The 22,181-nt window shown below is 37.9% G+C and carries 24 protein-coding genes; 5 read left to right on the forward strand and 19 right to left on the reverse strand.

Annotated features, from left to right (window positions below; all coding sequences use genetic code 11):
• Positions 1-42: 42 nt before the first annotated feature.
• Genes phnX through ACZ5R4_RS13080 form a run of 5 tightly spaced genes read right to left on the reverse strand, consistent with a single transcriptional unit; the run spans position 43 to position 5,333 of the window.
• Positions 43-861 carry a phosphonoacetaldehyde hydrolase gene (gene phnX / locus ACZ5R4_RS13060; protein ID WP_464367472.1) on the reverse strand — a complete coding sequence of 273 codons (819 nt, stop codon included), beginning with the start codon at positions 859-861 and terminating at the stop codon, positions 43-45.
• Entirely contained in the window at positions 858-1,952 is a 1,095-nt protein-coding gene (gene phnW, locus ACZ5R4_RS13065; RefSeq protein ID WP_464368493.1) for a 2-aminoethylphosphonate--pyruvate transaminase, read from the reverse strand. Before phnW ends, phnX begins: the two co-directional genes overlap by 4 nt.
• Positions 1,953-1,974: 22 nt before the next feature.
• A complete protein-coding gene (locus tag ACZ5R4_RS13070) occupies positions 1,975-2,949 on the reverse strand; it encodes an extracellular solute-binding protein (RefSeq protein ID WP_464367473.1) in 975 nt (324 codons plus the stop codon).
• A gap of 19 nt (positions 2,950-2,968) precedes the next feature.
• On the reverse strand, positions 2,969-4,588 hold the full coding sequence (locus ACZ5R4_RS13075; protein WP_464367474.1) for an ABC transporter permease subunit: 1,620 nt from the start codon (positions 4,586-4,588) through the stop codon (positions 2,969-2,971).
• Positions 4,581-5,333 (reverse strand): ABC transporter ATP-binding protein, encoded by a 753-nt coding sequence (locus ACZ5R4_RS13080; protein WP_464367475.1) that lies wholly within the window; start codon positions 5,331-5,333, stop codon positions 4,581-4,583. Before ACZ5R4_RS13080 ends, ACZ5R4_RS13075 begins: the two co-directional genes overlap by 8 nt.
• A 196-nt stretch (positions 5,334-5,529) precedes the next feature.
• Between ACZ5R4_RS13080 and ACZ5R4_RS13085 the strand changes: the two genes are divergently transcribed.
• From ACZ5R4_RS13085 to ACZ5R4_RS13095, 3 genes are all read left to right on the forward strand, one after another.
• Complete coding sequence (locus ACZ5R4_RS13085) at positions 5,530-6,294, forward strand: DeoR/GlpR family DNA-binding transcription regulator (RefSeq protein ID WP_464367476.1); 765 nt, start codon at positions 5,530-5,532, stop codon at positions 6,292-6,294.
• Between the two features lie 105 nt (positions 6,295-6,399).
• Positions 6,400-6,825: a MerR family transcriptional regulator gene (locus ACZ5R4_RS13090; protein ID WP_464367477.1), complete on the forward strand. Its 426-nt coding sequence runs from the start codon at positions 6,400-6,402 to the stop codon at positions 6,823-6,825.
• Entirely contained in the window at positions 6,825-7,175 is a 351-nt protein-coding gene (locus ACZ5R4_RS13095) for a DUF4260 family protein (RefSeq protein ID WP_054860803.1), read from the forward strand. Before ACZ5R4_RS13090 ends, ACZ5R4_RS13095 begins: the two co-directional genes overlap by 1 nt.
• A gap of 79 nt (positions 7,176-7,254) precedes the next feature.
• On the opposite strand, the gene yicI is transcribed toward ACZ5R4_RS13095, so the two are convergent.
• From yicI to ACZ5R4_RS13160, 13 genes are all read right to left on the reverse strand, one after another.
• Positions 7,255-9,519: an alpha-xylosidase gene (gene yicI / locus ACZ5R4_RS13100; protein WP_464367478.1), complete on the reverse strand. Its 2,265-nt coding sequence runs from the start codon at positions 9,517-9,519 to the stop codon at positions 7,255-7,257.
• A 20-nt stretch (positions 9,520-9,539) separates the two neighbouring features.
• Entirely contained in the window at positions 9,540-10,364 is an 825-nt protein-coding gene (locus tag ACZ5R4_RS13105; RefSeq protein WP_109983401.1) for a carbohydrate ABC transporter permease, read from the reverse strand.
• Positions 10,361-11,224 carry a carbohydrate ABC transporter permease gene (locus tag ACZ5R4_RS13110; protein WP_109983402.1) on the reverse strand — a complete coding sequence of 288 codons (864 nt, stop codon included), beginning with the start codon at positions 11,222-11,224 and terminating at the stop codon, positions 10,361-10,363. The genes ACZ5R4_RS13105 and ACZ5R4_RS13110 overlap by 4 nt, the downstream gene beginning before the upstream one ends.
• Before the next feature lie 69 nt (positions 11,225-11,293).
• Positions 11,294-12,571, reverse strand: coding sequence for an ABC transporter substrate-binding protein (locus tag ACZ5R4_RS13115; RefSeq protein WP_277679268.1), 1,278 nt, complete (start codon positions 12,569-12,571; stop codon positions 11,294-11,296).
• Between the two features lie 189 nt (positions 12,572-12,760).
• Complete coding sequence (locus tag ACZ5R4_RS13120; RefSeq protein ID WP_464367479.1) at positions 12,761-13,813, reverse strand: LacI family DNA-binding transcriptional regulator; 1,053 nt, start codon at positions 13,811-13,813, stop codon at positions 12,761-12,763.
• Between the two features lie 443 nt (positions 13,814-14,256).
• A complete protein-coding gene (locus ACZ5R4_RS13125) occupies positions 14,257-14,355 on the reverse strand; it encodes a putative holin-like toxin (RefSeq protein ID WP_464367480.1) in 99 nt (32 codons plus the stop codon).
• 125 nt (positions 14,356-14,480) lie between these two features.
• Positions 14,481-14,795: a hypothetical protein gene (locus tag ACZ5R4_RS13130; RefSeq protein WP_054860808.1), complete on the reverse strand. Its 315-nt coding sequence runs from the start codon at positions 14,793-14,795 to the stop codon at positions 14,481-14,483.
• The gene (locus ACZ5R4_RS13135) at positions 14,795-15,259 is read right to left on the reverse strand and encodes a VanZ family protein (RefSeq protein WP_464367481.1); all 465 of its coding nucleotides are present in this window, start codon (positions 15,257-15,259) and stop codon (positions 14,795-14,797) included. The genes ACZ5R4_RS13130 and ACZ5R4_RS13135 overlap by 1 nt, the downstream gene beginning before the upstream one ends.
• Positions 15,260-15,274: 15 nt before the next feature.
• Positions 15,275-15,832, reverse strand: a complete 558-nt coding sequence (locus ACZ5R4_RS13140; protein WP_054860809.1) for a cysteine hydrolase family protein — start codon at positions 15,830-15,832, stop codon at positions 15,275-15,277.
• Positions 15,833-15,858: 26 nt separating this feature from the next.
• A complete protein-coding gene (locus tag ACZ5R4_RS13145) occupies positions 15,859-16,449 on the reverse strand; it encodes a lysophospholipid acyltransferase family protein (protein ID WP_277679264.1) in 591 nt (196 codons plus the stop codon).
• A gap of 152 nt (positions 16,450-16,601) precedes the next feature.
• Positions 16,602-17,561 carry a M23 family metallopeptidase gene (locus ACZ5R4_RS13150; protein WP_464367482.1) on the reverse strand — a complete coding sequence of 320 codons (960 nt, stop codon included), beginning with the start codon at positions 17,559-17,561 and terminating at the stop codon, positions 16,602-16,604.
• Positions 17,562-17,639: 78 nt separating this feature from the next.
• Entirely contained in the window at positions 17,640-18,110 is a 471-nt protein-coding gene (locus tag ACZ5R4_RS13155) for an HIT family protein (protein ID WP_464367483.1), read from the reverse strand.
• Between the two features lie 257 nt (positions 18,111-18,367).
• Positions 18,368-18,667 (reverse strand): P-loop NTPase family protein, encoded by a 300-nt coding sequence (locus tag ACZ5R4_RS13160; protein ID WP_464367484.1) that lies wholly within the window; start codon positions 18,665-18,667, stop codon positions 18,368-18,370.
• A gap of 212 nt (positions 18,668-18,879) precedes the next feature.
• On the opposite strand from ACZ5R4_RS13160, the gene ACZ5R4_RS13165 reads away from it, so the two are divergent.
• Positions 18,880-19,356 carry an SRPBCC domain-containing protein gene (locus ACZ5R4_RS13165; RefSeq protein ID WP_054860810.1) on the forward strand — a complete coding sequence of 159 codons (477 nt, stop codon included), beginning with the start codon at positions 18,880-18,882 and terminating at the stop codon, positions 19,354-19,356.
• 427 nt (positions 19,357-19,783) lie between these two features.
• Positions 19,784-21,244, forward strand: coding sequence for an MDR family MFS transporter (locus ACZ5R4_RS13170; protein ID WP_109983412.1), 1,461 nt, complete (start codon positions 19,784-19,786; stop codon positions 21,242-21,244).
• A 49-nt stretch (positions 21,245-21,293) separates the two neighbouring features.
• Here ACZ5R4_RS13170 and ACZ5R4_RS13175 read toward each other — a convergent pair whose 3' ends face one another.
• The gene (locus tag ACZ5R4_RS13175; RefSeq protein ID WP_464367485.1) at positions 21,294-22,109 is read right to left on the reverse strand and encodes a ZIP family metal transporter; all 816 of its coding nucleotides are present in this window, start codon (positions 22,107-22,109) and stop codon (positions 21,294-21,296) included.
• Positions 22,110-22,181 lie beyond the last annotated feature (72 nt).

The raw sequence follows: 22,181 nt of genomic DNA on the forward strand, positions 1-22,181 counted from the left end.
AGAGGCTAACTATATAAAGTCAATAGTTAGCCTCTTTATTTTTTATGACCCGGGTCTTTTCCCCTCTTCTAACTCTCTATTAATCTTCTCTATTAATTGTGGCAACTCCTCTATCGAGTAAATGGTATAATTCGCTCCATTATCGATAAAGCGTTTTTCCGTTTTAGAGATAATAGTTGCTTTTTCCTCATCAGAAAGGCCGTGAAATTCGTCATAGCTTAACCCCATTTCAGAGCTACCAATGATAACCCCAACAGACCAAGCTCCTGCATTCACACCCTCTTTTATATCAGAGGTTGTATCTCCTACTTTGACTACCTTCCATGGAGCGGTTAGTTTTAATTCTTCCATGTTACGGTATATCATATAAGGATAAGGACGACCAAAGGAGCTTGTCCCATCAGGAGTGATATAGTAATCCGGTTGATAGCCTTTATTACGTGCATATGGTACAACAATGTCCATCATTGATTGCGTATATCCCGTTGTCGAACCAATTTTTAATCCTTGTTTCCGTAAAGCTCCTACTGTTTCTACCACCCCTGGTAATGGATCTGTATACTCCTTTAAAGAGGACAAAAGTGCAGGTTCAAATTCCCCGTACAGATTTTCTACATCTTGTTCGTTAAAGGCACGCCCAATTCTTTCTTCCCATAATGTCGAGATTCTTGGCATTGACAGCATTGCACGGATATGATCGATTTTTAGCATGCCCATTGGTGCTCTTGCTTCTTCCATTGTTACGTCAATGCCTACCTTTTGAAAAATATCGATGAAGACATGGACAGGTGCAAAACAACCAAAATCAACAGCCGTTCCTGCCCAATCAAGGATAACTCCTTCTATCTGATTTGTTTTCATTTCACTCCAACTCCCTTATAATGTTCGATTATTTCCGTTAATTGTTTTATATCCTCTTCATAAATCTCTCCGATGTTTCCGATGCGAAAGGTTTTGGCATTGGTTAGCTTTCCTGGATAGAGAACAAAGCCTTTTTCCTTTACATAGTAATAAAAGTCTTGAAAATTAAAGGCTTCATCTGGAAACAAAAAGGTTGTAATAATCGGGGATTGTTTCTCTTCTGAAATATAAGGCTGAAACCCTAAAGCAGTTAGTTTCTCTCGTAACAATTGATTATTTCTCTGATAACGCTGGAATCTTGCTGGGATACCACCTTCTTCTACTAATTCATCAAGCGCTTTGGAAAAGGCTGCTACAACATGGGTTGGTGAGGTATAACGCCATTTACCATCCTTATCCATTACCTTCCATTGATCATATAAATCAAGAGAAAGGCTTCGAGCGTTCCCTTTACAAGCCAACAATTTATCCAGCTTCGCAATTACAAAGCCAAAGCCAGGAACTCCTTGAATACATTTATTGGCACTACTCACTAGGTAATCAATCTCCAGTGAAGACACATCGATTTCCATCCCACCAAAGCTACTCATGGCATCAATAATTAAAGTTTTATCGTACTCCTTGGAAAGTTTGGCCACCATTTCAAGTGGATTTAATATTCCTGTTGTTGTTTCACAATGTACCATCACGAGGTGTGTAATTTCTTGGTCTTCCTCTAATATTCTTCTTATGTCTTTGTCGTTTGGATATTGATCATAATTAACGCGATATTGCCGGTAGTTTATTCCACCGCATTCCGCTATTTGGACAATCCGCTCTCCATAGGCACCATTTGTGATGATCAATGCCTTCTCATTCCGCTTGATCGTTGAGGTCATCACAGATTCGACTGTAAAGGTACCGCTTCCCTGCATCAACACAACGGTATAATCATCTTTCTTTCCCACTGCTAAATCTAACAGTTGAGCTCTAATTTTTTGCGTAATCTTTTTATAATCATCATCCCAGGTGCAACGGTCAAATAGCATTTCCTCTTTTATCGTATTGGTTGTGGTTAATGGACCTGGGGTTAAAAGCTTGTATTCATACATATCCAATGACACTCCTACTTTCTTATTTTGCTGCATTAAAGAATTTCTGATGCTCTTCTAGTAGCTCTACCGTTAAGGATTGATTAAATTTCTTTGGATGTGCTGGTTTGTTTTCAGCTGTTACTACTTCTCCCTCGTAAAGGGCAACGGGATAATAGGTTAATAGCTCTTCTCTTGCATCCTGAATAATCACTTCTGCCATTTCCATCGCGAGCTCTGTTGTAGTGGAGTCCTTATCCACAACCGCAATGGATTCTGTTAAGGAAAAGTTCCCTTCGATTGGATCGACATAATCAATCGGTGCCCCTGCTTCCTTGGCCTGTACAGCTTGATGTCTTAGTCCAAATCCTGCGACAACTTCCCCTGCCTTTACTTTTTTAATAGGGCCAGATCCTGAGCTTTCCAAATGTGGACCAACATTTTGGAGTAAATCCTGAAGAATCCCCTTCCCTTCCTCTTCTCCATATTCACTGATAATAGCTTGAATAAGTAACCAGCCTGTTGAGGAATCAAAAATATTCGGAATAGAAACTAGACCGCTGTATTCCGGTTTTACTAGATCCTTTATAGATTCTGGCATCTCTAGCCCTTTTTCCTTGAGCATTTCGGTATTAACAAAGATAGATCCTGTAATCGATAGAATCGGTGTATAGTAGGATGGATATTCTTCTAATGCGGTCGTTTCAAATGATAAATCCTTAAACATATCATGCTGATGTTGAGCACTTTCAATAAAATAGGAGCTCATCGTCACTAAATCTGCTTCGATTTGACCCCCTTCTGCTAATAGTTTTCCTCCCAATTCAGAGGTTCCTAAGGTTTGGAGCACATATTGTCCTTCATATCCAGCGCTATCTAAGGCATTACCTACTGCCGTAACAGCTTCTTCATCTCCATTCGTATAAATAACTACTTGCTCCTTCCCATTCGCACTATTACTACACGCTGATAAGACAAAAACTATGCTTAGGATAAGCATTATCAACCTTTTCTTCATTGTAAATCTCCCTTTCTTTTTAAGAATGAATGGCTCGCCTTTTCTGTAAAAAGTCACAGATTAGCTTTACTAATAGATTGGTAATAAAGATGAGTATAGATAAAACAAATATTTCATTAAATTTAGCAAAATGCTGAAGGTCTTTAATTTTGCTTGCCACAACGGTTGTTTGAGCAGAAACTAAAAAGATAATGCCACTAATCGTGACCATTGCATTGATAAAGTAATAGCTCATCATCTCGATAAACGTGGATAATGAATTAGGTAAAATAACTCGATAAAGTGTCTTTAGCCAGCTATCTCCCAACAATTCTGCTGTTGTTTCCCAAGAGGGATTCATCTTCAATAAAGCATTTTTCGCCATCAAATAAGGTGTCGTAAAATAGTGAACAATATTACATAATATAAGAATGATCAAGGTTCCTTTTAAACTACTATTATTAAAAAACAATAGATACGATAAACCTAACACCATACCAGGTACTGTATTGGTAATCATGGACAAAACATCCATCGAAGACCTCCATTTTAATGAGGTTCGGGCATTTAAAATCGCCGAACTGTAGGCGATACAAGCACCTAAAACAGCTGTAAGGATTGCGACAATAATCGAATTTTTGTAAACACTAATTAGGTTGCTTGATTCGAATATATTGATAAAATGCTTCCAAGTGAACGTTAAGTCATACGGATAGCCGTTCATAAATGGGACGATAAACATCACCATAAACACAGAAATCATTCCCAGAATAACAATAGCTGAGAGAAATCCGCTAAACAAATCTCTTCCTCTATTTCTGATAGATTCATTATCCGTGAATTGATCATAATGGTAGTTAAATCTCTCTAGATAGTTTAAGAGCCAAACCCCAAACACTGCTGGCATTAGCATGAGAATGGCAATAACTGCTCCATGGTTAAAATTAGGAATGGATCCAAGCATCACTTGATACAATTGGGTTGCCACAACGTTATAGGTGCCACCAATAGAAGCTGGAATTCCAAAATCAGTAAAGCTCAGAATAAACGAGAGTACAAAGGCGCCTCCTAAGGTCCCTAATAATGGTCGGAAAATGGTATGGATAAAGCTCCTTAGAAACCCATCTCCCATGAGCTTGGAAACAATCATATACTTTTTGTCGATATACTGAAACGAATTGTTAATCAGTATAAATGCGGCAGGAATAGTATAAATAACATAGCCGATTAAGAGACCATTAAAGCCATAGATTTCAAATAAATCTTCTCCTACTAATTTCGTGATCAAGCCTTGATTGCCAAACGTATAAATAATCGCAAATCCGTATGTAATGGTCGGAAGTAACATCGGAAGAAGCACACCAATTTTAATGGCAAGCTTTAACGGACGATAAATTCTTGTACAGTTAACCGTGTATGCTAGAATAAAAGCAAGAATCGTTGTAATGACTGCTGTTAAAGCTGCAATTTTCATACTATTCCAAACGGACCCTACTAATTCCGAATTGGATAGGACTGCAAGATAATTAGCTATTCCTAACCCATTGCCTGTTTCAAAGGAGCGAATAAATAAAATAAGAAGTGGGACGATTAAGAAAACCGCAAATAAGACGCTAAGCACTACAAAGATAATTTTCATTTCTTTTTTGGTATTAGACATTTTGTTCACCAAATAGCTCGAATATATTTTGCCTTTTAATCTGAAGCTGCTTTAGAATAAATTCCTTCACAAAAGGATTGCTTGGCTGATGGATGATTTCTTGTGGTGTCCCATACTGTGAGATGCTCCCATTATCAATAATCAGAATTTTGTCGGACAAGGTTAGAGCCTCTTCAGGGTCATGTGTGACAATAATCGTTGTCAGCTTAAACTGTTTTGCTATCGATCTAATTCTTTCCTTGATCGATTCTTTTATGACACCATCTAATGCACTCATTGGCTCATCTAGCAATAAGACTTTAGGCTTTGTCACTAATGTTCGAGCAAGGGCCACTCTTTGCTTTTGACCACCCGACAATTTGTCTATTTTCTTGTTTAAGTGTGGCTCTAATTCAAGGAATTCAATATATTCTTGAATCTCCCTCTCTGTAACTAACCCTTTTTTGCGCTTCCACCCATAGGTAATATTCTGATAAGCATTTAAGTGAGGAAATAGAGCATAGTCTTGAAAAACAATATTAAATCCTCGCTCCTTCATCGAAACATGACTGATATCGTCCTCGTTAAAAGTGATTTTTCCACTATTCATGTGGGTTAATCCTAATATAATATTTAATAAAGTAGTTTTCCCACTACCACTTTGTCCTAGTAGGGAAACAATTTCACCAGTTTGAATTTCTACACTAATATCTGATAACACCACTTTATCGTCGAATTGTTTACTAATATTGTGCAATTTAAGCAAATTGCTCACCTCCTGCAATTTGATAACACTTGCTTTACCACTTCTCTGGTCACCACTTAGTATAAGGGTTGTTTGTAAATTTAAATCCCGGTTCTCGTAAATTTTGCGTAAATTATGAATAAATCTATACCAAATTGTGCATAGTTTATGATTTAATTAATATTAAATGATGCATAATTTTAGGTGAGGTGAATACATGTTTCCTTTAGAAAGACAAAACAAAATGCTGGAATTATTAAAGCTAAAAAAAGTATTAAAAATGACAGAATTAAAAGAAGAGCTAAACATCTCAATGGATACACTTCGAAGAGATATTCAATCACTTGTAAAACAAGAAAAAGTAGAAAAAATATATGGGGGTATCAAATTAAAAGAATATCATTTTGGGGAATCGTCGATGGAAGAGCGAATGGTTAGTAACCTGCAAGAAAAACAGAGTATTGCCTACACCTGTAGCAAGTTCATCCAAGATGGTGACTGTGTGTTTCTTGATAGTGGCTCCACCACCTATCAAATAGCAAAATTCCTTCAAAACAAGAAAAAACTAACTGTGATTACTAACTCTTTTCCTGTTGCACTTGAGCTATTAAATAGTGACATTGAGCTTATCATCATTGGTGGAAAGGTTAGAAAGGAAGAGAGATCGATAGTTTCTTATGAGTATTTATTTAATTTTAGCCAACTGAATATACAGAAGGCATTTATTTGCGCAAGTGGGATAACGCTAGAGAAGGGTATTTCTGACTATAATGTTGAAGAGGCAATAACCCGGAAAAAAATGATCGAGTTATCATCAGAAATCTATGTAGCAGCTGATAGCACGAAATTCGGGAAAGATGTAACAGTTGGAATTGCTCCACTCTCTGAAATCGATCACATCGTTACAGACCAAAATGTGGATAAAACATTTACTCGTGCATTTGAACAGATAAATACTAATCTCATTATCTCCAATATGTAACTGAACCGGCGTTCTTACTGGGCGCTTTTGGTTTTTAGGGTGCTTTATTTTACTCTTGACCTTGGAGCTTACTCCAATGTTATGGTTGTATGGGAGGCTGGTTATATGAAAATTAAGGAGTTTGCTCAGAAATATCGAATGCAAGCTGATACAATTCGTTTTTATGAGAAAGAGAACATATTGAAGCCAAAAAGACGAGAAAATGGTTATCGAGAATATGATGAAGAATGCGAAAAACAGATACAGCTTATCATCGTGTTAAAGGAGTTAGGGTTTACATTAAAAGAAATACAACGATTACTTATACTTAGAAACGAAGCAATATCAACCAGTTGTAACAATTCCACAGTTTCGTTATTAGAGGAAAAAATAATAAATCTTGAGGAAAAAATCCAGTTTTATCAGCAAGCATTAAATGTAGTGCAAACACTTAAAGAACTAGTAAAAGAGGAGAAATACTTAGAAAATAAAGAGGTTATTGAAGAATTGATATTACTATTTTTTAAAAGTGTACACGAAAGGGGAATGTAATGACTATCAATCAAGTGGTTCGCATTGAAAACGGAGTGGCCTTTGCAATTTCTTTCTATATTTATACACAGTTGGACTTTCCAATCTGGTTGTTTTTTGTACTTTTATTTATCCCCGATATTACAATGATTGGTTATGCAATGAATAAAAAAATAGGTGCAAATGTTTATAATTTGGGACATAGTTTTGTGTTGCCTCTACTTTTAGTAATCTGTTACTTCCTCTTTTTCAATGAATATTTACTTCTAATTAGTATCATCTGGATGGCTCATATATTTATGGATAGATTATTAGGTTTTGGCTTAAAATATCAAGAGTCTTTTAACAAAACACATATACAGAGGCTTTAATGGGAACGAGTTTCCAAAAATTAGATTCCTTCCATATGCCAAAACGGTGACCAAGCAGACGCCCGATCACCGTTTCCTTTTACAAATCTATTTCTATCGTCTCTTCCCCTGCATTTGCAGACACTTTCTCATACCCAGGCACTTCTACATGATATGACTGATTGAATCCCGAAGTTGTGACAGTAATCCTTTGCCCTTGACGAATAGCCGAAACAGTACCGATATATTCCCCTTGTGCATTTACTAAGTTTTGTGTCACCTTCTTATCATTATCTAAGCTATAAATCTTAAAGGTCACCCCATCTATATAATCGTAAACAGGTTTTTCCTCACTATTACCAACTGGTAAAATCGTATTTGGCCTTACGAATAATGGTAGGCTGAAGTAATCATATTTTTCTTTAATCCATGTGCCACCTTCCACTACTTCCCCTGTTAATAGGTGTGTCCATTTTCCTTTTGGTAAGTAGAAGGAACCTATGCCTTCTTCATTAAAAATCGGTGCTACTAAAACAGAGTCACCAAGCATATATTGTCGATCTAATGTTTCACAAAGCGGATCATCTGGGAATTCCAGCACCATCGAACGCATCACAGGTATTCCTGTCTTGCTGTTTTGTACGGCTTGTTCATATAAGTATGGCATTAAGCTGTTCTTTAGCTTAGTAAAATGACGCGCTACGTCAACTGCCTCTTCATCAAAATTCCATGGCACACGATAGGAGGAGCTTCCATGGAAACGGCTATGGCTGGATAGCAATCCAAAGGCAGTCCAACGTTTAAATACATCTGGTGTTGCCGTATTTTCAAAGCCACCAATATCGTGACTCCAATAACCAAAGCCGGAAGTGGTTAACGATAGGCCACCACGTAAGCTTTCAGCCATTGCGTCATACGTGGAATCACAGTCTCCACCCCAGTGAACAGGGAATTTTTGACCACCTGTTGTCGCCGAACGTGCGAAAACAATCGCCTCTTCTTCCCCTTTTTCTCGTTTTAATAAATCAAAGACGACATCATTGTATTGATACGCATAATAGTTATGCATTTTTTGTGGATCGGAACCATCATAATAGACAACATCCGTTGGAATACGCTCGCCAAAGTCCGTCTTGAAGGAGTCCACTCCCATATCCAGCAATGCTTTTAGTTTTTCTTGGAACCAGGCACACGCGTCAGGGTTGGTAAAATCGACAATCCCCATTCCAGCCTGCCATAGATCCCATTGCCATACATCTCCATCCGGTTTTTTCAATAAATAGCCTTTCTCTGCACCTTCGTCAAACAGTGGTGATTTTTGTGCAATATATGGGTTAATCCATACACAGATTTTTAACCCTTTGTCTTTTAAACGCTTCAGCATCCCTTCTGGATCTGGGAAATTACGACGATCCCAAATAAAGTTACTCCATTCAAATTCCTTCATCCAGAAGCAGTCAAAATGGAACACACTTAGCGGAATACCTCGCTCTGCCATCCCATCGACAAAGTGATTCACCGTTTCTTCATTATAGTCTGTTGTGAAAGAAGTCGACAACCATAAACCAAAGCTCCATGCTGGAGGTAATGCTGGCTTACCAGTGAGTTCTGTGTAGCGACTAACTACTTCCTTTGGTGTTGGCCCATTAATAAAATAATAGTCTAAGAATTCTCCCTCCACACTAAACTGAGAGCGAGAAACAGTTTCTGACCCTAATTCAAAGTTAACCTCCTCCGGGTGATTGACAAAAATCCCATATCCCTTGCTGCTTAAGTAAAACGGAATATTTTTATACGATTGCTCCGAGCTAGTACCACCGTCTTTGTTCCAAATATCGACACTTTGCCCATTTTTCACAAACGGAGTAAAGCGTTCGCCTAAACCATAAAGATGCTCACCAACTCCTAAGCGAAGCTGTCCTCTCATATAAGTCTTATCCTCTGGTCCTTCGATCCATGCAAGCCCTTTTCCATCGGCATCTGTTAGATTACCTGCTGCATTTTTAAATGACAAGGAAAAGTCCTTTTTCGTAATAGAAAGCTGTAAGCCTCCACTCGTAAAATGAACGGCATCCTCTTTTTCCTCTAGTTCAATCTCCTTCATTTGGTCTAGCACTCCGAATTGAGGATATCTTGCTTTTCCTCCTTTAAAATGCCATGTCTGCACGCGAATCACGTCATCTACTGGGGCAGAGATTTTAATCGTCAGTAATGGACCATCTAGTGTATCCCCACGGTGATTTAAATATTTACACGGTGCATATAAGGTGACGGCCCCATCGCGCTCCTCTACTTCATGCACGATTCGAGGAAAATGTATTTGATATCCTTCTCTAACTAACCAATTTCCATTTGTAAATTTCATCTGATTGCCTCCTATATTTCTTATTTAACTGCCCCATCTGAAATACCATCGATGATATAGCGTTGTAGGAACATATATAAAATAATGATTGGAATCATGGCAATAACTAATGCCGCTAAGGCTAAGTGCCATTGTGTAGAGTACTCTCCAAAGAAGTAAAAGGTCTTCAATGGAATCGTGTACATTCCTTCCTTATTGATCACAAGGGAAGGAAGGAGGTAGTCATTCCAAAACCAGATCGCATTCAGCACGATAACCGTAACGGTTGTTGATTTCAGCATAGGGAAGATGATATGCCAGTACACTTGAAATCTATTACATCCGTCGATTATTGCCGCTTCATCTAAAGCTTTCGGGATACTTTTCATTGCACCTACATAAAGAAATACCGCCATGCTTGAGCCTAACCCTAAATACATAATCGCTAGACCCGTTCGATTCAACATCTCCACAGCCCCGAATAAGGAAACTAATGGAATCATAATCGACTGGAATGGGATAAGCATACAGATAGCAAACAAAAAGTAGATAGCTGTACTAGATTTACCAGGCTTACGAGATAAGGCATATGCAGCCATAGAAGTAAAAAGCACAATAATCAGAATACTAACACCTGTCACTACCACTGAATTGAAAAACGTTAATAGAAAATCTAACTCACCCAATGCGACGGGATAATTTTCTAATGTTGGTTCGGTTGGAAGACCTAATGTTCCTTTAAAAATACCCGACTTTGTTTTAATTGAATTGACAAATACTAAATAAAAGGGATAGATCCACAACAAAGAGACAATGGCACCGATAAACATCATCGTATACTTATGTGTGCGTTCTTTAGTTCTCATAGCTCTGTCTCCTTTTTACGAGTTAAATAGAGTTGAATAACAGAAATCAATGTAATAATAATGAGAAAAATAATCGCCTTTGATTGCGCATATCCCATATCTTGCACTTTAAAGGCAGTGTCGTAAATATTCATTGTCGCCATTTCCGTTGATCCGAATGGCCCTCCACCTGTTAATGCCATATTCTGATCATACACTTTAAAGGCATTGGATAATGTTAGAAATAAACTGACGGTAAACGCTGGTATAATAAGTGGAAATTTAACCTTCCAGAAGCTTTGCCATTTGTTCGCGCCATCAATGGTAGCCGCTTCTAACAGTTCCTTTGGTACATTGTTCAAAAAGGAAATATAAATGACCATAATATAACCACTCATCTGCCATACAAACAGGATGACTAATCCCCAAAAACCCGTTTCTGTATTAGATAGCCAGCCTTTAAAAAACTCAATACCTGTTACGTCTGCAATTCCTGAAAAGGCTTTTAAAAAGACAAACTGCCAAATAAAACCGAGAATAATGCCGCCAATGAGGTTTGGCATAAAGAAAACGGTACGGAACAATGTGCTGACCTTCCCTAATTTTTGTGTCACTAACAAAGCAAAGGCTAAGCCAATCACATTGATCCCAATAACAGAGGCAATCGAAAAGCCTGCAGTAAATTTTAAGCTATAGAGAAATTGATCGTCTGTGAATAATTTAATATAATTGTCCAATCCAACAAAAGCAGATACCTGGAACCCATTATATTCGGTAAATGAGTAGTAGACGCCTTGAAAGAAAGGAATGATTAAAACGATTAATAGAGCTAGTAATGTCGGTAGCAAAAACAGCCAATATGTGCGGCTTTTAAAATTCATTTTCCCACTCCTTTATTCTAGATGTATGGTGGAGCAAAGAATGTCATTGCTCCACCAACCTTGGGAATGTTATCGCATCTTCGTAAAAGATTCTCCGACTTTCTCTTCAAACTCTTCCCAGCTGTTTTGACCGTCTAAATATTTCTGGAATTCTGGGAATAAAGCCTCTGAGAAGAAGCCATCTGGGTACTGATTATTTGTCCAGATTCTTGACTTATCATTTAACAAGTACTCATATACTTCCTTTGACACAGGATCAGATATCGATTCAGGATCATATCCTTCGTGGGAAGGAATATATTTAAAATCTTCTACAATTAGCTCTTTACCTTTTTCAGAGGTATACATCCAATCTAAAAATTTCTTCGATTCTTCTACAACAGCATCGTCTTTCTTTTTATTAATCCCCCAATACCAGGAAGGGCCTGCAACGATTTTTCCTTCGTTTTCTGGTCCAACAAATAGAGGAAGAATACCTAATTTCTCTTGGACAAAGCTTTCATCTAAACTGTTTAATGAAGGAACAATCCAGTTACCTTGGTGAATAATTGCTACCTGATCATTCGCAAATAATTCTTCTACAGAAGTACTGTAATCTAGTGATAAGATTGGTTGATAGTTGTATTTGTTAAATAAATCGGTATACTCCTTCATTCGGTCACCATACTCAAAGTTTAGCTGATCTGCCTCGAATGCCTCTTTGACGTTATTATTAAATTCTGGTGCGGTAAAATGACTAGAATATTGACTTACTACCCAGTCTTCTTTTGCACTAAATCCAAACACAGCTTCTATACCTAGATCCTCTTTTTGTTCATCTATTTTTTCTACCGCTTCTTTAAACGCTTCATAGCTATCAATCGAAGCAGGATCTACCCCAGCTCGTTCAAAAATGTCTTTATTGTACATCCAGCCATATCCTTCAATATTTAAAGGAATACCATAAGGTGTCCCATCCATAGACCCACCGTCTAATGTCCCTTCAATGGCTGTTTTTGCACTTTCCATGTCTGATACATCTAATAGATAATCTTGATATTTTTCGACATCAGATAACCCACCTAGTAAAAAGATGGCCGGTTCTTCGCCTGATGAGAATTTTGCCTGGAGTGCGGAAGCGGCATCTTGTCCACCACCTACTGTTGTCACATTAATGTCTACGTTTTCATTTTCCTCTTCATATAATTCCACTAAGTTGTTTAATTGGTCTGTCGTTTCTACCTTGATATTAAACACATCTATGACTGTTTTATCTCCTGACCCGGATTTGTCACCGCTTTCATTTGAACCACAAGCAACAAGTAATCCTAATAAAATAATTGAGAGCAAGCTTAATTTAATTTTCATTCCTTATCCTCCTCGTTTAACTTTTGAATGACATGCCCATTTTCAAATAACAACCTGAGGTGCGTACCTCATTTTACTTGAAAAAAATATAAAGACTTTATTCTCTAACTATTTTGTATCATAAACCATTTTTTGAGGTACGTCAATCATTTTTTGAGATACGTACCTCATTTTTTTTGTAAGAAGTATTTATTTTGCTCTATTCATATAATACTTCGCATTCGCTTTTGTGACGATTTCAGGCTTGACAATATAGGATTCAATCGAGTTATTGTCTTCATCTAGAAAATATTGCGTCAATTTTTTTAACGTAAAAGCAGATTGTGCTACTGGATCCTGACAAATAGAAGCCGTGATCAAATCTTGCTCGAATGCATGATAAATCGATTCGTTCATATCATGACCAATTAAAATCGGTCGGTTACCCCATTTTTCAATATAATGGGTGACTTTATCCAATAGACCTCCAGCAATATAGACGGCATCTGCCTTTTGTAGGAGTTCACTATGGTCTTTTATGAGCTGCTCGACCATCCCTTCTTTTATATAGGCAATGGTATCGTATTTGATCTCCCTTATTTGGACATCCTTATTTGTTTTGCAGAAATAATCCTTAAAGCCTTTTTCCTTATTCACCATCTGGAAGGTGTCTTCTTGTTCCCTTATGATAATAATTTCTTGTGATTGTTTTTCAAACAGGTGAATTAATTCCCCTGCCAAAAAACCGGCATCATAATAATCACTACCTACATAGGCAATTCTTTTGCTATTTGGAACGTCTGTGTTAATAGTGAAAACAGCGATATTCTTCTTCATCGCTTGTTCAATAATAGTTTCTAAAGGTTTCGAGTCATGAGCAGCGATGACTATAGCGTCATACTCTCCTATATTAACAATCTTTTGGACATATTCTACTTGTTGATTCTCTGGGACAGTATGTACGCGGAGCACTTCTACCCTTAAGCCAAACTCTGAATAAAGGGCTGCCCCTTCTTTAATTTCATGATCTAGAAGATCCCAGAAATAATTCGGAAATACAGGTAAAATAAAGGCAATATTCGTTACTTTTTGTGTAGCTAAAAACTTCGCTGCTCTATTCGGCTTATAGCCCAATTCCTGTGCTTTCGATTTTACTTTTTCTACTGTTTTAATACTTACCCCTTTTCGATTATTGAGCACACGGTCTACCGTAGCAATCGATAAACCTAGCTCTTCAGCAATCATTTTTGCTGTTACACGCACGTTGCCACCTCCTTTTTCTTGTTGATGTAACCGTACTCATTATTCAATGTTTCTTATTCGATTGTCAAGTTTTTCAATTTTTGTCCAACGCTAAAAATCATATAGTATAATCTACGCCTTGCCCCTTATCCCAAAACTGCCCATCCTTACGAATATGTACGATTTGTCCAATATGATATGCATTGTGTAAGTTGATATAGGTAAGACTTTCGCAGGATCGTTTTAACCTCTCCTCCTCACTATTCTGGATCTCTTCTTCCCATTCTGTCATTAAAGATCATAGCAGTTATTGTTTAGATTCTGAAAATCGGGTATAATATAAATAGAAGGTTATATAATAATAAAACCATCTGGTGGTGGTACACCAGACGGTTGTTTAGTGCAATAGCCCTTTAAGGGGCAGCTCACATTGTTAGATGAAAAATAATCACCCTAAACGTTTGCTAGGCGATAGGGTGATTATTTTTTTGATGAAATGACAGTATAGCTACAATTAGTGATGCGAAAGAAATCATCAAGAAAATGGTTTCGAATACCGTCATACACTCACCCCCTTTCTCTTTAAAAGGGAATGAGCCACCACCCATAAAAGCCCTATGCACTTATCTCTATTATAACATCCATAAGCGTTTAATAGATATTTTCGAAAAGCTTTTTATACTATTTGTTAAGCGATTCGATATACTTCAAAATGTAGTCTTATAGTAATTAGAATAGCAATAGTAGCAAATATCACAGCAAATAAGGATGATTGTAAAAATCCCATTCCAATGACAACACCTATAATAGACCACCCTGTAGAAAAAGCTATACTAACAATATAAGCTAAAGGGCGTATCCATGAAAGAAACAACATACCAATTAGGATTAAACCGAAAACCGTCCAAGAGTCATAACGAAATCCCAAAAATGCGGATAGCAACAAGGCTTCCCAAAACAACAAAAAGTATCCGATATTCTCTCTTTCATATCGTCGGTTCATTATGTAAGCCACTTTTGCACAATCTTTATTCTCCAAATAGCGAATCCAATGAGAGCACCAGACATATTTAAAATAAAATCATCTATATCAAAGACGCCTCTTCTTGTAACTAGTTGGATAGATTCAATCAGGAGCAAGATCAACATCATAAAAAGTAATGCTGCACCTAATTTTCTCGCCCTCCCCATAAAAAATGGTAGATAAATACCAATTGGAATAAAAAGAATAATATTCCCAGCAAGATTTTTTATCGGGATATCTCGATTCATACTTCCATTCAGCATTACCTGCAAATAGGTCCTAATAGTGTCAAATGGGACAAAATTAGAGGAACTCTTAACATATTCGAAAAAGGAAAGACCATTTCCCATCGTCCCCCTATAGTCAAAAAATAATAGCATGATCATTACAAATGCATATAGTAAAAAACTGAGACCGATCACTACTTTTATTGCTGTTTTCATTTTTATCTCCTTGGATTATCTATAGTTGTCATGTGTCGGCTGAAATAGATCTTCCCTTGAATTGCGGACAACGGAAAAGTGTTCGACATTATAATGACCATGCAATGTTTCATTATGGTGACGAATAATTTGTTCGGCAGTTAAGGTTTCCGTATCTCTTGTCGAATGGCCATCCGCGACTAAGGTGACATCTAAGCCACTAATCGTTGCCGTCCGAACTGCGCTATCGATACAATGTTGTGTTTCACAGCCCATGATGACAATGTGTTTGGTTTCTTGGGATCTTAAATGCTCCAACAATCCTGTTCCGTGAAAGGAATTAGTAGCTTCTTTATCAAATAATTCCGCATGATCTGGTACCTTTATTTCTTTATGAATCTCGAAGCCATCTCCTTTTCCTTCCGCCACGTCTAAATCCCTTACAAAAACAATTGGAACATCAGCTTTCCTCGCTTTTTCGATAACTAGGTTGATTGCTTTAATTAGTTGACTTTTATGAAATACCCCACTTTCTGTCTCATTCCCATCCATTAATTCCTGCTGTGCGTCGATAATTAGCAGTAATTGATTCAAATCTTCCTCTCCTTTCTTATACCTTACTAATCTAATTCTTTATCTAATGCAAAAAACGCTTCCTGAATATTCTGCAAAACTCTTTCACTGTCTTTTGAGCTATATTCACCTAAATCAATTGGTTCTCCAAAATTGACATAAATTTTTTGCCTTTTGAATAGGTTTTTTAATGTGATCGGCCCTTGATAAACGGCTGGAACAATGGGGACTCCTGCTCGTTTTGCAATCACATACGCCCCTCGTTTCAACCCACTGTTTTCACTAGACCTAGTGCCACCTGGAAAAATCCCCACAACTTTTCCTTCCTTTAATAACCTTTGGGGAATTTTTAGTGAGCTCGGTCCAGGGTTTGCTCGATCTACTGGAAAGGCATGTAGTGATTGGAAAAGCCAATGAGTAAGCTTCGTACCGAAAAGCTCCTTTTTCGCCATATAGTGTAGAGGAGTGGGCTTCATTGCGACCCCTAATGCAATCACATCCATCCACGTTCGATGTGTACAAACCACTACATAACTATCGAGATCCTCCGGTATTCTATCTCGATTAATAACCCGTATCCCTCCACCCAATATATTAATAAATAATTTCATGATAAATCTGCCTATTGTGTACAACATTTCCATTCCTCCTGCTAGAACGAAAGAATACTAGATGCTCTTCATTTTATTTCATCTATAATAACATAATATCGCAGATTTTGAGCCCTTTTGAAAAAGGAAAAAAAACGACCCATTGTTACCGATGGATCGTCTTCTCGTATAACATGCCATCAAAACCCTGTCACTTTTTCTCCACGAACAGGCTCTATCCCATCCTTTAACTTGATTCGGATAGAAGTTGCTTCCTGCCAATTTTCTCCGTCCGCTACATGAAAATGAATATGTGGCTCACTAGAATTACCTGAATTGCCAACAGAACCTAACAAGTCGCCTGCTTTAACCTGATCCCCTTCTTTTACCTTCAAGGATCCTTTCTGAAAATGGGCGATCACACTATATTCCTGATGCTCATGCTTCAAGATGACATGATTCCCAAGTGGTTCTTTTTCATTGGTATCAACGGTTGGGGTGTTGTCCTCTATCTCATTTTCTGCAGATACTACTATTCCATCATAAGGGGCAAGGACGTCTTCTCCAAAAGCATAGTAGCTTTCATTTTTTGTTGGATCCCCTTCAAAAGTAGAATCATTCTCCACTATCACTAAATCATAGGCATATCTTTGGCTTTCCACTGCATAATGATAGTTGACAAGCTCATTCGTACCACCCCAGAAGGTAAACCACTCACCGGCCATTGGCATCTGATACGTATTTTTCGTATACACCTCATCACTCTCATAGGAATGAATCGGTAATACCTGCAAACCTTCGATCGTGTAATCCTCGGCAAAATAACTGCGAATCCCCTTGTCTCCTGCATCACTTATCCATTGATATTCTGTAAAGGCTTGAACGGGCATGGTAGAAACAGACTCAAAGTTATTGACTCCTTTAGTAAAATCTTTACCGAGCTTTTTGAACTCTTTCAATGACACCGATTCTTGAAATGCCTTACTCGTTTGATGGTAAATCGCTTCAAATTCACCTGCTAGAAACTTTTCGGGTAGGTCTTCTGGTGGAAAAGATTGGGAAGGGCTATCGTTTTCTCCATTAGAGCCTTTCTTATTGGAGCAGGCAACGATAACTATAACTGCTAATAATGCTAGAGATATTTTTCCTAAACGTTTCATGAGAATGCTCCCTTCTTTTTCTTTATATGGTTTACGTTTTGGAAGGGGGAAGGTTTCATCTCTAACAAATTGCCGTGACTAATATGCTTTTTCCATTAATTCATTAATTTTATGACTTAGCTTCAGTTTAAGTCCTCCATGCTTTTCTTCTATGTATTGATATTCTCCATCAACCCATTTATTGCTGGGGTATTGCCATACGGGATAAGGAATCCTTTCTTCAGGCTCCCAATTATAACGTGGAAAGATATGGGAGTGTAAATAAGCATCTGTATTACCATAGATCGAATAATTGATTCTTCTCGGATTACATACCACAGTAATAGCCTCTCCAATTAAACTCATATCTAGCAAATATTCACTTCTTTTTTGAAAATCTAGCTCCTCTAAGGAACCGTAGGCTTTCCAAGGTAGAAGCAGACAATAGCCAGGCAGAAATTGTGTGTCACCCATCACTGCAAAACCACTTCTCATTTTGGCGATAACCATTGGGTTTTCTCCTTTATGTGCTGCTGCTATTCTATCGTTTTTCCATTCTTCACTATTCATGAGAACCTCCTATGTTTGTGAATTTCATCATTTATTTGTTAGTTTATTTCTTCCAAATATTGTTTCATGTCTTTTTTCGTATTCAGGATAATTATTTCTTTTTCAGGAGCAATTCTTTGGAAATCTTGAAATCGTTGATGCATTTTTTTCTTACGAGGATAGTACGTGGTGCAGATATACTTGATGAATGGCCAATCCAATTTCTCTGTACAACCATCTCCCATATCTGGTCGGTTTTTTCCGATGTTCGTTAGCCATCACTTGACGACTCGATACAGGCAAACGCGTAGAGGAAGTTCTAAATAGATAATCGTGTCAGCATGCTCGGCGCGTATATCAAAGGTCTTATTATAATTTCCTTCGATAATCCATTGGCTTTTCTTCACTATTTCCTTTTGGGCATTAGCAAATTCTTCATATGGGGCTTCGATCCAATTTGGTTTCCAATAGTAAGCGTCTAGATGATAGACTTTTAGATTCAGTATATTTCCTAACCTTCGTGCAAAGGTTGACTTCCCTACACCTGGGGAAATTCCAATAACCATGATTCGATTCATCTGGACACCTTCTTTTTCTATTATTCTTGTTGATGATCATAAGTATAACAGGTTTGAAATTTGGAGAGTATATTTGTTAGAAATATTATACTTTGAATCTTTATAACTGTTAGTCTAAATATTAGTGCTTATGAAAGCAATCGAAAAGAAATTTCTAGCAATCCTATATGATAAGCTTTAAAGAAAAGAACGTCAACAGGGAGGATATTATCATGGCAAATGATTCAAGTATTAGGAGAACAGATTCTGCCTCAAGAGTGATTAAAGCATCACCGCAAACGATCTTTCAGGCATTCGTGAATCCAGAAGCATTAATTTCATGGCTTCCACCAAAAGGAATGTCAGGGCATATTGATACGTTTAACCCACGCGAAGGTGGAACCTATCAATTGACCCTTACATATGAAATGGATCCATCGGCACCTGGTAAGACTACGGAAAACACAGATGTAGCCCAAGGGAAGTTTCTGGAACTGGTTCCAAATAAGCGAATTGTGCAATCCGTAGAATTTAATTCTGATGACCCTGCATTCTCTGGTGAAATGATTCAGAAATGGCTTTTTGAAGATATTTCTGAAGGCACAAAGGTTACTATCATTTGTGAGAACGTACCGGAAGGGATAAGAAAGGAGGATCACGACATAGGTTTAAGATCCACACTGGAGAATCTTGCTATCTTTACCGAATGACAAGCTAGCAGCATTGTTCTACTTTGTCATTTAATAAAATTCTAACCTCGTCCTACATTCATCACTTTGAAAATATAATAAAAATTTTTCTTTACTATAAAAGCTAAATTATGTTATTATATTCCTTATATTAGGGAACGGAGGTTTTTATGAAAATGATCTTATTAGATTCCGAAATTTATGTTGCATTATTAACTGAATAATGTAAAGGCTCCGCTAGCTTGCGGGGTATTCGGGATCGGTCTGCCTGTTTTCATAAAAACTATATACCACATAGAAGAGGGAGAGCTAGATCTTCCTCTTTTTGTTTTTTACGAACAATTGGGGATAGTGCATCATATTCGTTACAGATATGGCGCAGATTCGTTACGGACGCAAGCTATGAGCCATAGCTTGTTTTTTATTTTCTTTAAAAAGGAGTTTAGTTATGACAGAAAATCAATCTAAAAAATATGAGTTTTTAGCAGATGATCCAAATGTGAAAGTGATGCCGATCATGATTTCTCTCATTATTGGAGCATTCTTTGCGATATTAAATGAAACATTGTTAAATATTGCCCTGACGACATTAATGGATCAGTTTAGTATTACGTATACAACCGTACAATGGATGGCTACAGGGTTTATGCTCGTGATGGGGATTGTTACACCAGTCTCTGCTGTCCTATTACAATGGTTCTCTACGAGGCAATTGTTTTTAGGAACGATGACAATCTTTACAATCGGTACGAGTATTTGTGCGATTGCACCTAGCTTCTCGATTTTACTTGTTGGACGATTAATTCAAGCGATTGGAACAGGACTATTAATTCCGATCATCTTTAATGTGTTTTTATTAGTATTTCCACCTGAACGTCGAGGAAAGGTGATGGGGCTTGTTGGACTTGTCTTTATGTTTGCACCAGCTATCGGGCCAACCCTTTCAGGTGTTATCGTGGAGCATTTAGGATGGCGGTATTTATTCATTACAGTGATTCCTTTTGCTGTGTTTTCCTTTTTCTTTGCCTACAGATATTTAGTCAATGTGTCAGAAGTGACGAAGCCTAAGGTAGATATGGTATCCTTAATTTTCTCTACCATTGGTTTTGGTGGGATTGTGTATGGGTTTAGTTCAGCAGGTCACGGGGAATTAGGATTTCTTACACCGAATGCCTATATTCCTATAATTGTGGGAATTGTCGCAATAATCATCTTTGCGATAAGACAGTTCAAGCTAGATGAACCAATCATGGACTTAAAGGTCTTTAAATATCCGATGTATACACATGCTGTCATTATGTTCTTAATTATTATCATGGCAATGTTTGCTTCGGAAATTATTTTACCACTATTTATGCAAGGACCTTTGGCATTATCCCCATCTACGGCTGGGTTAGTTTTATTACCTGGGAGTATATTAAGTGGTCTTATGTCACCCGTGATGGGCTCCTTGTTTGATAAGTTTGGTCCAAAGGTGATGATGATTCCTGCGACCATCGTGTTAAGTAGCACCATGTTTATCATGAGCAGATTAGATATGGAGACACCAGTTTGGCTAGTCGTTGTCAGTTATCTATTATTAATGCTATCGGTATCTGCGATTATGATGCCTGCAGAAACAAATGGATTAAATCAATTGCCTAAAAAGCTATATCCTCACGGAACAGCGATCATGACAACCTTACAGCCTGTTGCGGGAGCGATTGGTGTATCGGTATTTGTCAGCATAATGAGTGCTCGTCAAAATGCCATCTTAGATAATGCGACTACACCAAATGATCCTACGACAATCAATCAAGCATTGGTTAGTGGTGTCGAGCTTGTCTATTTTATCGCTTTCGGGATTGCACTAGTTTCATTCATTTTGGCGCTCTTTGTTTACCGTGCGAAGCCACTAGAAAACCAGTAGAAAAAAGTTCAATGATGGTCGGACCATCATTGAACTTTTTTATTTAACCTCACCCAAGCGCGACATCTAATATCATCATGACAGTAAAACCTATCATTAAGGTCATCGATGCTAAATCCTTATTGCCTTCCTCCTGTGAGCCTGGAATAACTTCTTCTGCTACAACAAAAATCATCGCCCCTGCAGCAAAGCTTAGGGCATATGGTAAAAGTGGTTCGATTAAGGTAACAGCTAATACCCCTATAACAGCAGAAATAGGCTCCACCATCCCTGAGAACTGTCCGTACATAAAGCTTTTCATTCGCGACATTCCATCTCGTCGAAGTGGCATGGAGACTGCGACTCCTTCTGGGAAATTTTGAATACCTATACCAATTCCTAAAGCGATCGCTCCTGCCAACGAGGATGAGGGGAACTCTGCAGCAACGGCTCCAAACGCGACACCAACAGCAAGCCCTTCAGGTATGTTGTGTAGCGTAATAGCAAGGACTAATAGCGTGCTTCGTCTTTTTTTACTTGGTTGGATCCCCTCTGCTTCTTCAATCGTGGAATTAGGATGAAGGTGTGGGAGAATCTTATCGACTCCCCATAGAAATAATCCTCCAAGTAAAAAACCTACTGCTGCCGGTATCCAAGCAGGCAATCCATCGCCTTCAGCCATATCTAACGCTGGAGAGAGTAAAGACCAAAAGCTCGCAGCGATCATCACACCACCAGCGAAGCCTAACATGCTATCCAACAGCTTTTGATTTAATGTTTTCGTAGCAAAGACGAGGGCAGCTCCAAGTGCTGTCATTCCCCATGTAAATGATGTGGCGATTAACGCTTGTACAACCGGGTGAAGATCCAGGAAAAAATCAAGCATGTTCTATCTCCTTCTGACATGTAAGGTGTTTTTATTCTTCCCAAAAAGTTTCCTTAGGTAAAATTCTAAAGG

Source organism: Gracilibacillus sp. JCM 18860 (genome assembly GCF_055395245.1).

Excerpts from the sequence above, each read along its gene's own strand:
- phnW (WP_464368493.1), bottom strand. The coding sequence starts at position 1,952 with ATGTATGAATACAAGCTTTTAACCCCAGGTCCATTAACCACAACCAAT.
- ACZ5R4_RS13105 (WP_109983401.1), bottom strand. The coding sequence starts at position 10,364 with ATGAGAACTAAAGAACGCACACATAAGTATACGATGATGTTTATCGGT.
- ACZ5R4_RS13165 (WP_054860810.1), top strand. The coding sequence starts at position 18,880 with ATGGCAAATGATTCAAGTATTAGGAGAACAGATTCTGCCTCAAGAGTG.
- ACZ5R4_RS13110 (WP_109983402.1), bottom strand. The coding sequence starts at position 11,224 with ATGAATTTTAAAAGCCGCACATATTGGCTGTTTTTGCTACCGACATTA.
- ACZ5R4_RS13160 (WP_464367484.1), bottom strand. The coding sequence starts at position 18,667 with ATGAATCGAATCATGGTTATTGGAATTTCCCCAGGTGTAGGGAAGTCA.
- ACZ5R4_RS13075 (WP_464367474.1), bottom strand. The coding sequence starts at position 4,588 with ATGTCTAATACCAAAAAAGAAATGAAAATTATCTTTGTAGTGCTTAGC.
- ACZ5R4_RS13170 (WP_109983412.1), top strand. The coding sequence starts at position 19,784 with ATGACAGAAAATCAATCTAAAAAATATGAGTTTTTAGCAGATGATCCA.
- yicI (WP_464367478.1), bottom strand. The coding sequence starts at position 9,519 with ATGAAATTTACAAATGGAAATTGGTTAGTTAGAGAAGGATATCAAATA.
- ACZ5R4_RS13155 (WP_464367483.1), bottom strand. The coding sequence starts at position 18,110 with ATGAATAGTGAAGAATGGAAAAACGATAGAATAGCAGCAGCACATAAA.
- ACZ5R4_RS13095 (WP_054860803.1), top strand. The coding sequence starts at position 6,825 with ATGACTATCAATCAAGTGGTTCGCATTGAAAACGGAGTGGCCTTTGCA.
- ACZ5R4_RS13135 (WP_464367481.1), bottom strand. The coding sequence starts at position 15,259 with ATGAAAACAGCAATAAAAGTAGTGATCGGTCTCAGTTTTTTACTATAT.
- ACZ5R4_RS13125 (WP_464367480.1), bottom strand. The coding sequence starts at position 14,355 with ATGACGGTATTCGAAACCATTTTCTTGATGATTTCTTTCGCATCACTA.
- ACZ5R4_RS13115 (WP_277679268.1), bottom strand. The coding sequence starts at position 12,571 with ATGAAAATTAAATTAAGCTTGCTCTCAATTATTTTATTAGGATTACTT.
- ACZ5R4_RS13090 (WP_464367477.1), top strand. The coding sequence starts at position 6,400 with ATGAAAATTAAGGAGTTTGCTCAGAAATATCGAATGCAAGCTGATACA.
- ACZ5R4_RS13175 (WP_464367485.1), bottom strand. The coding sequence starts at position 22,109 with ATGCTTGATTTTTTCCTGGATCTTCACCCGGTTGTACAAGCGTTAATC.
- ACZ5R4_RS13070 (WP_464367473.1), bottom strand. The coding sequence starts at position 2,949 with ATGAAGAAAAGGTTGATAATGCTTATCCTAAGCATAGTTTTTGTCTTA.
- ACZ5R4_RS13085 (WP_464367476.1), top strand. The coding sequence starts at position 5,530 with ATGTTTCCTTTAGAAAGACAAAACAAAATGCTGGAATTATTAAAGCTA.
- ACZ5R4_RS13145 (WP_277679264.1), bottom strand. The coding sequence starts at position 16,449 with ATGTTGTACACAATAGGCAGATTTATCATGAAATTATTTATTAATATA.
- ACZ5R4_RS13150 (WP_464367482.1), bottom strand. The coding sequence starts at position 17,561 with ATGAAACGTTTAGGAAAAATATCTCTAGCATTATTAGCAGTTATAGTT.
- ACZ5R4_RS13130 (WP_054860808.1), bottom strand. The coding sequence starts at position 14,795 with ATGAACCGACGATATGAAAGAGAGAATATCGGATACTTTTTGTTGTTT.
- phnX (WP_464367472.1), bottom strand. The coding sequence starts at position 861 with ATGAAAACAAATCAGATAGAAGGAGTTATCCTTGATTGGGCAGGAACG.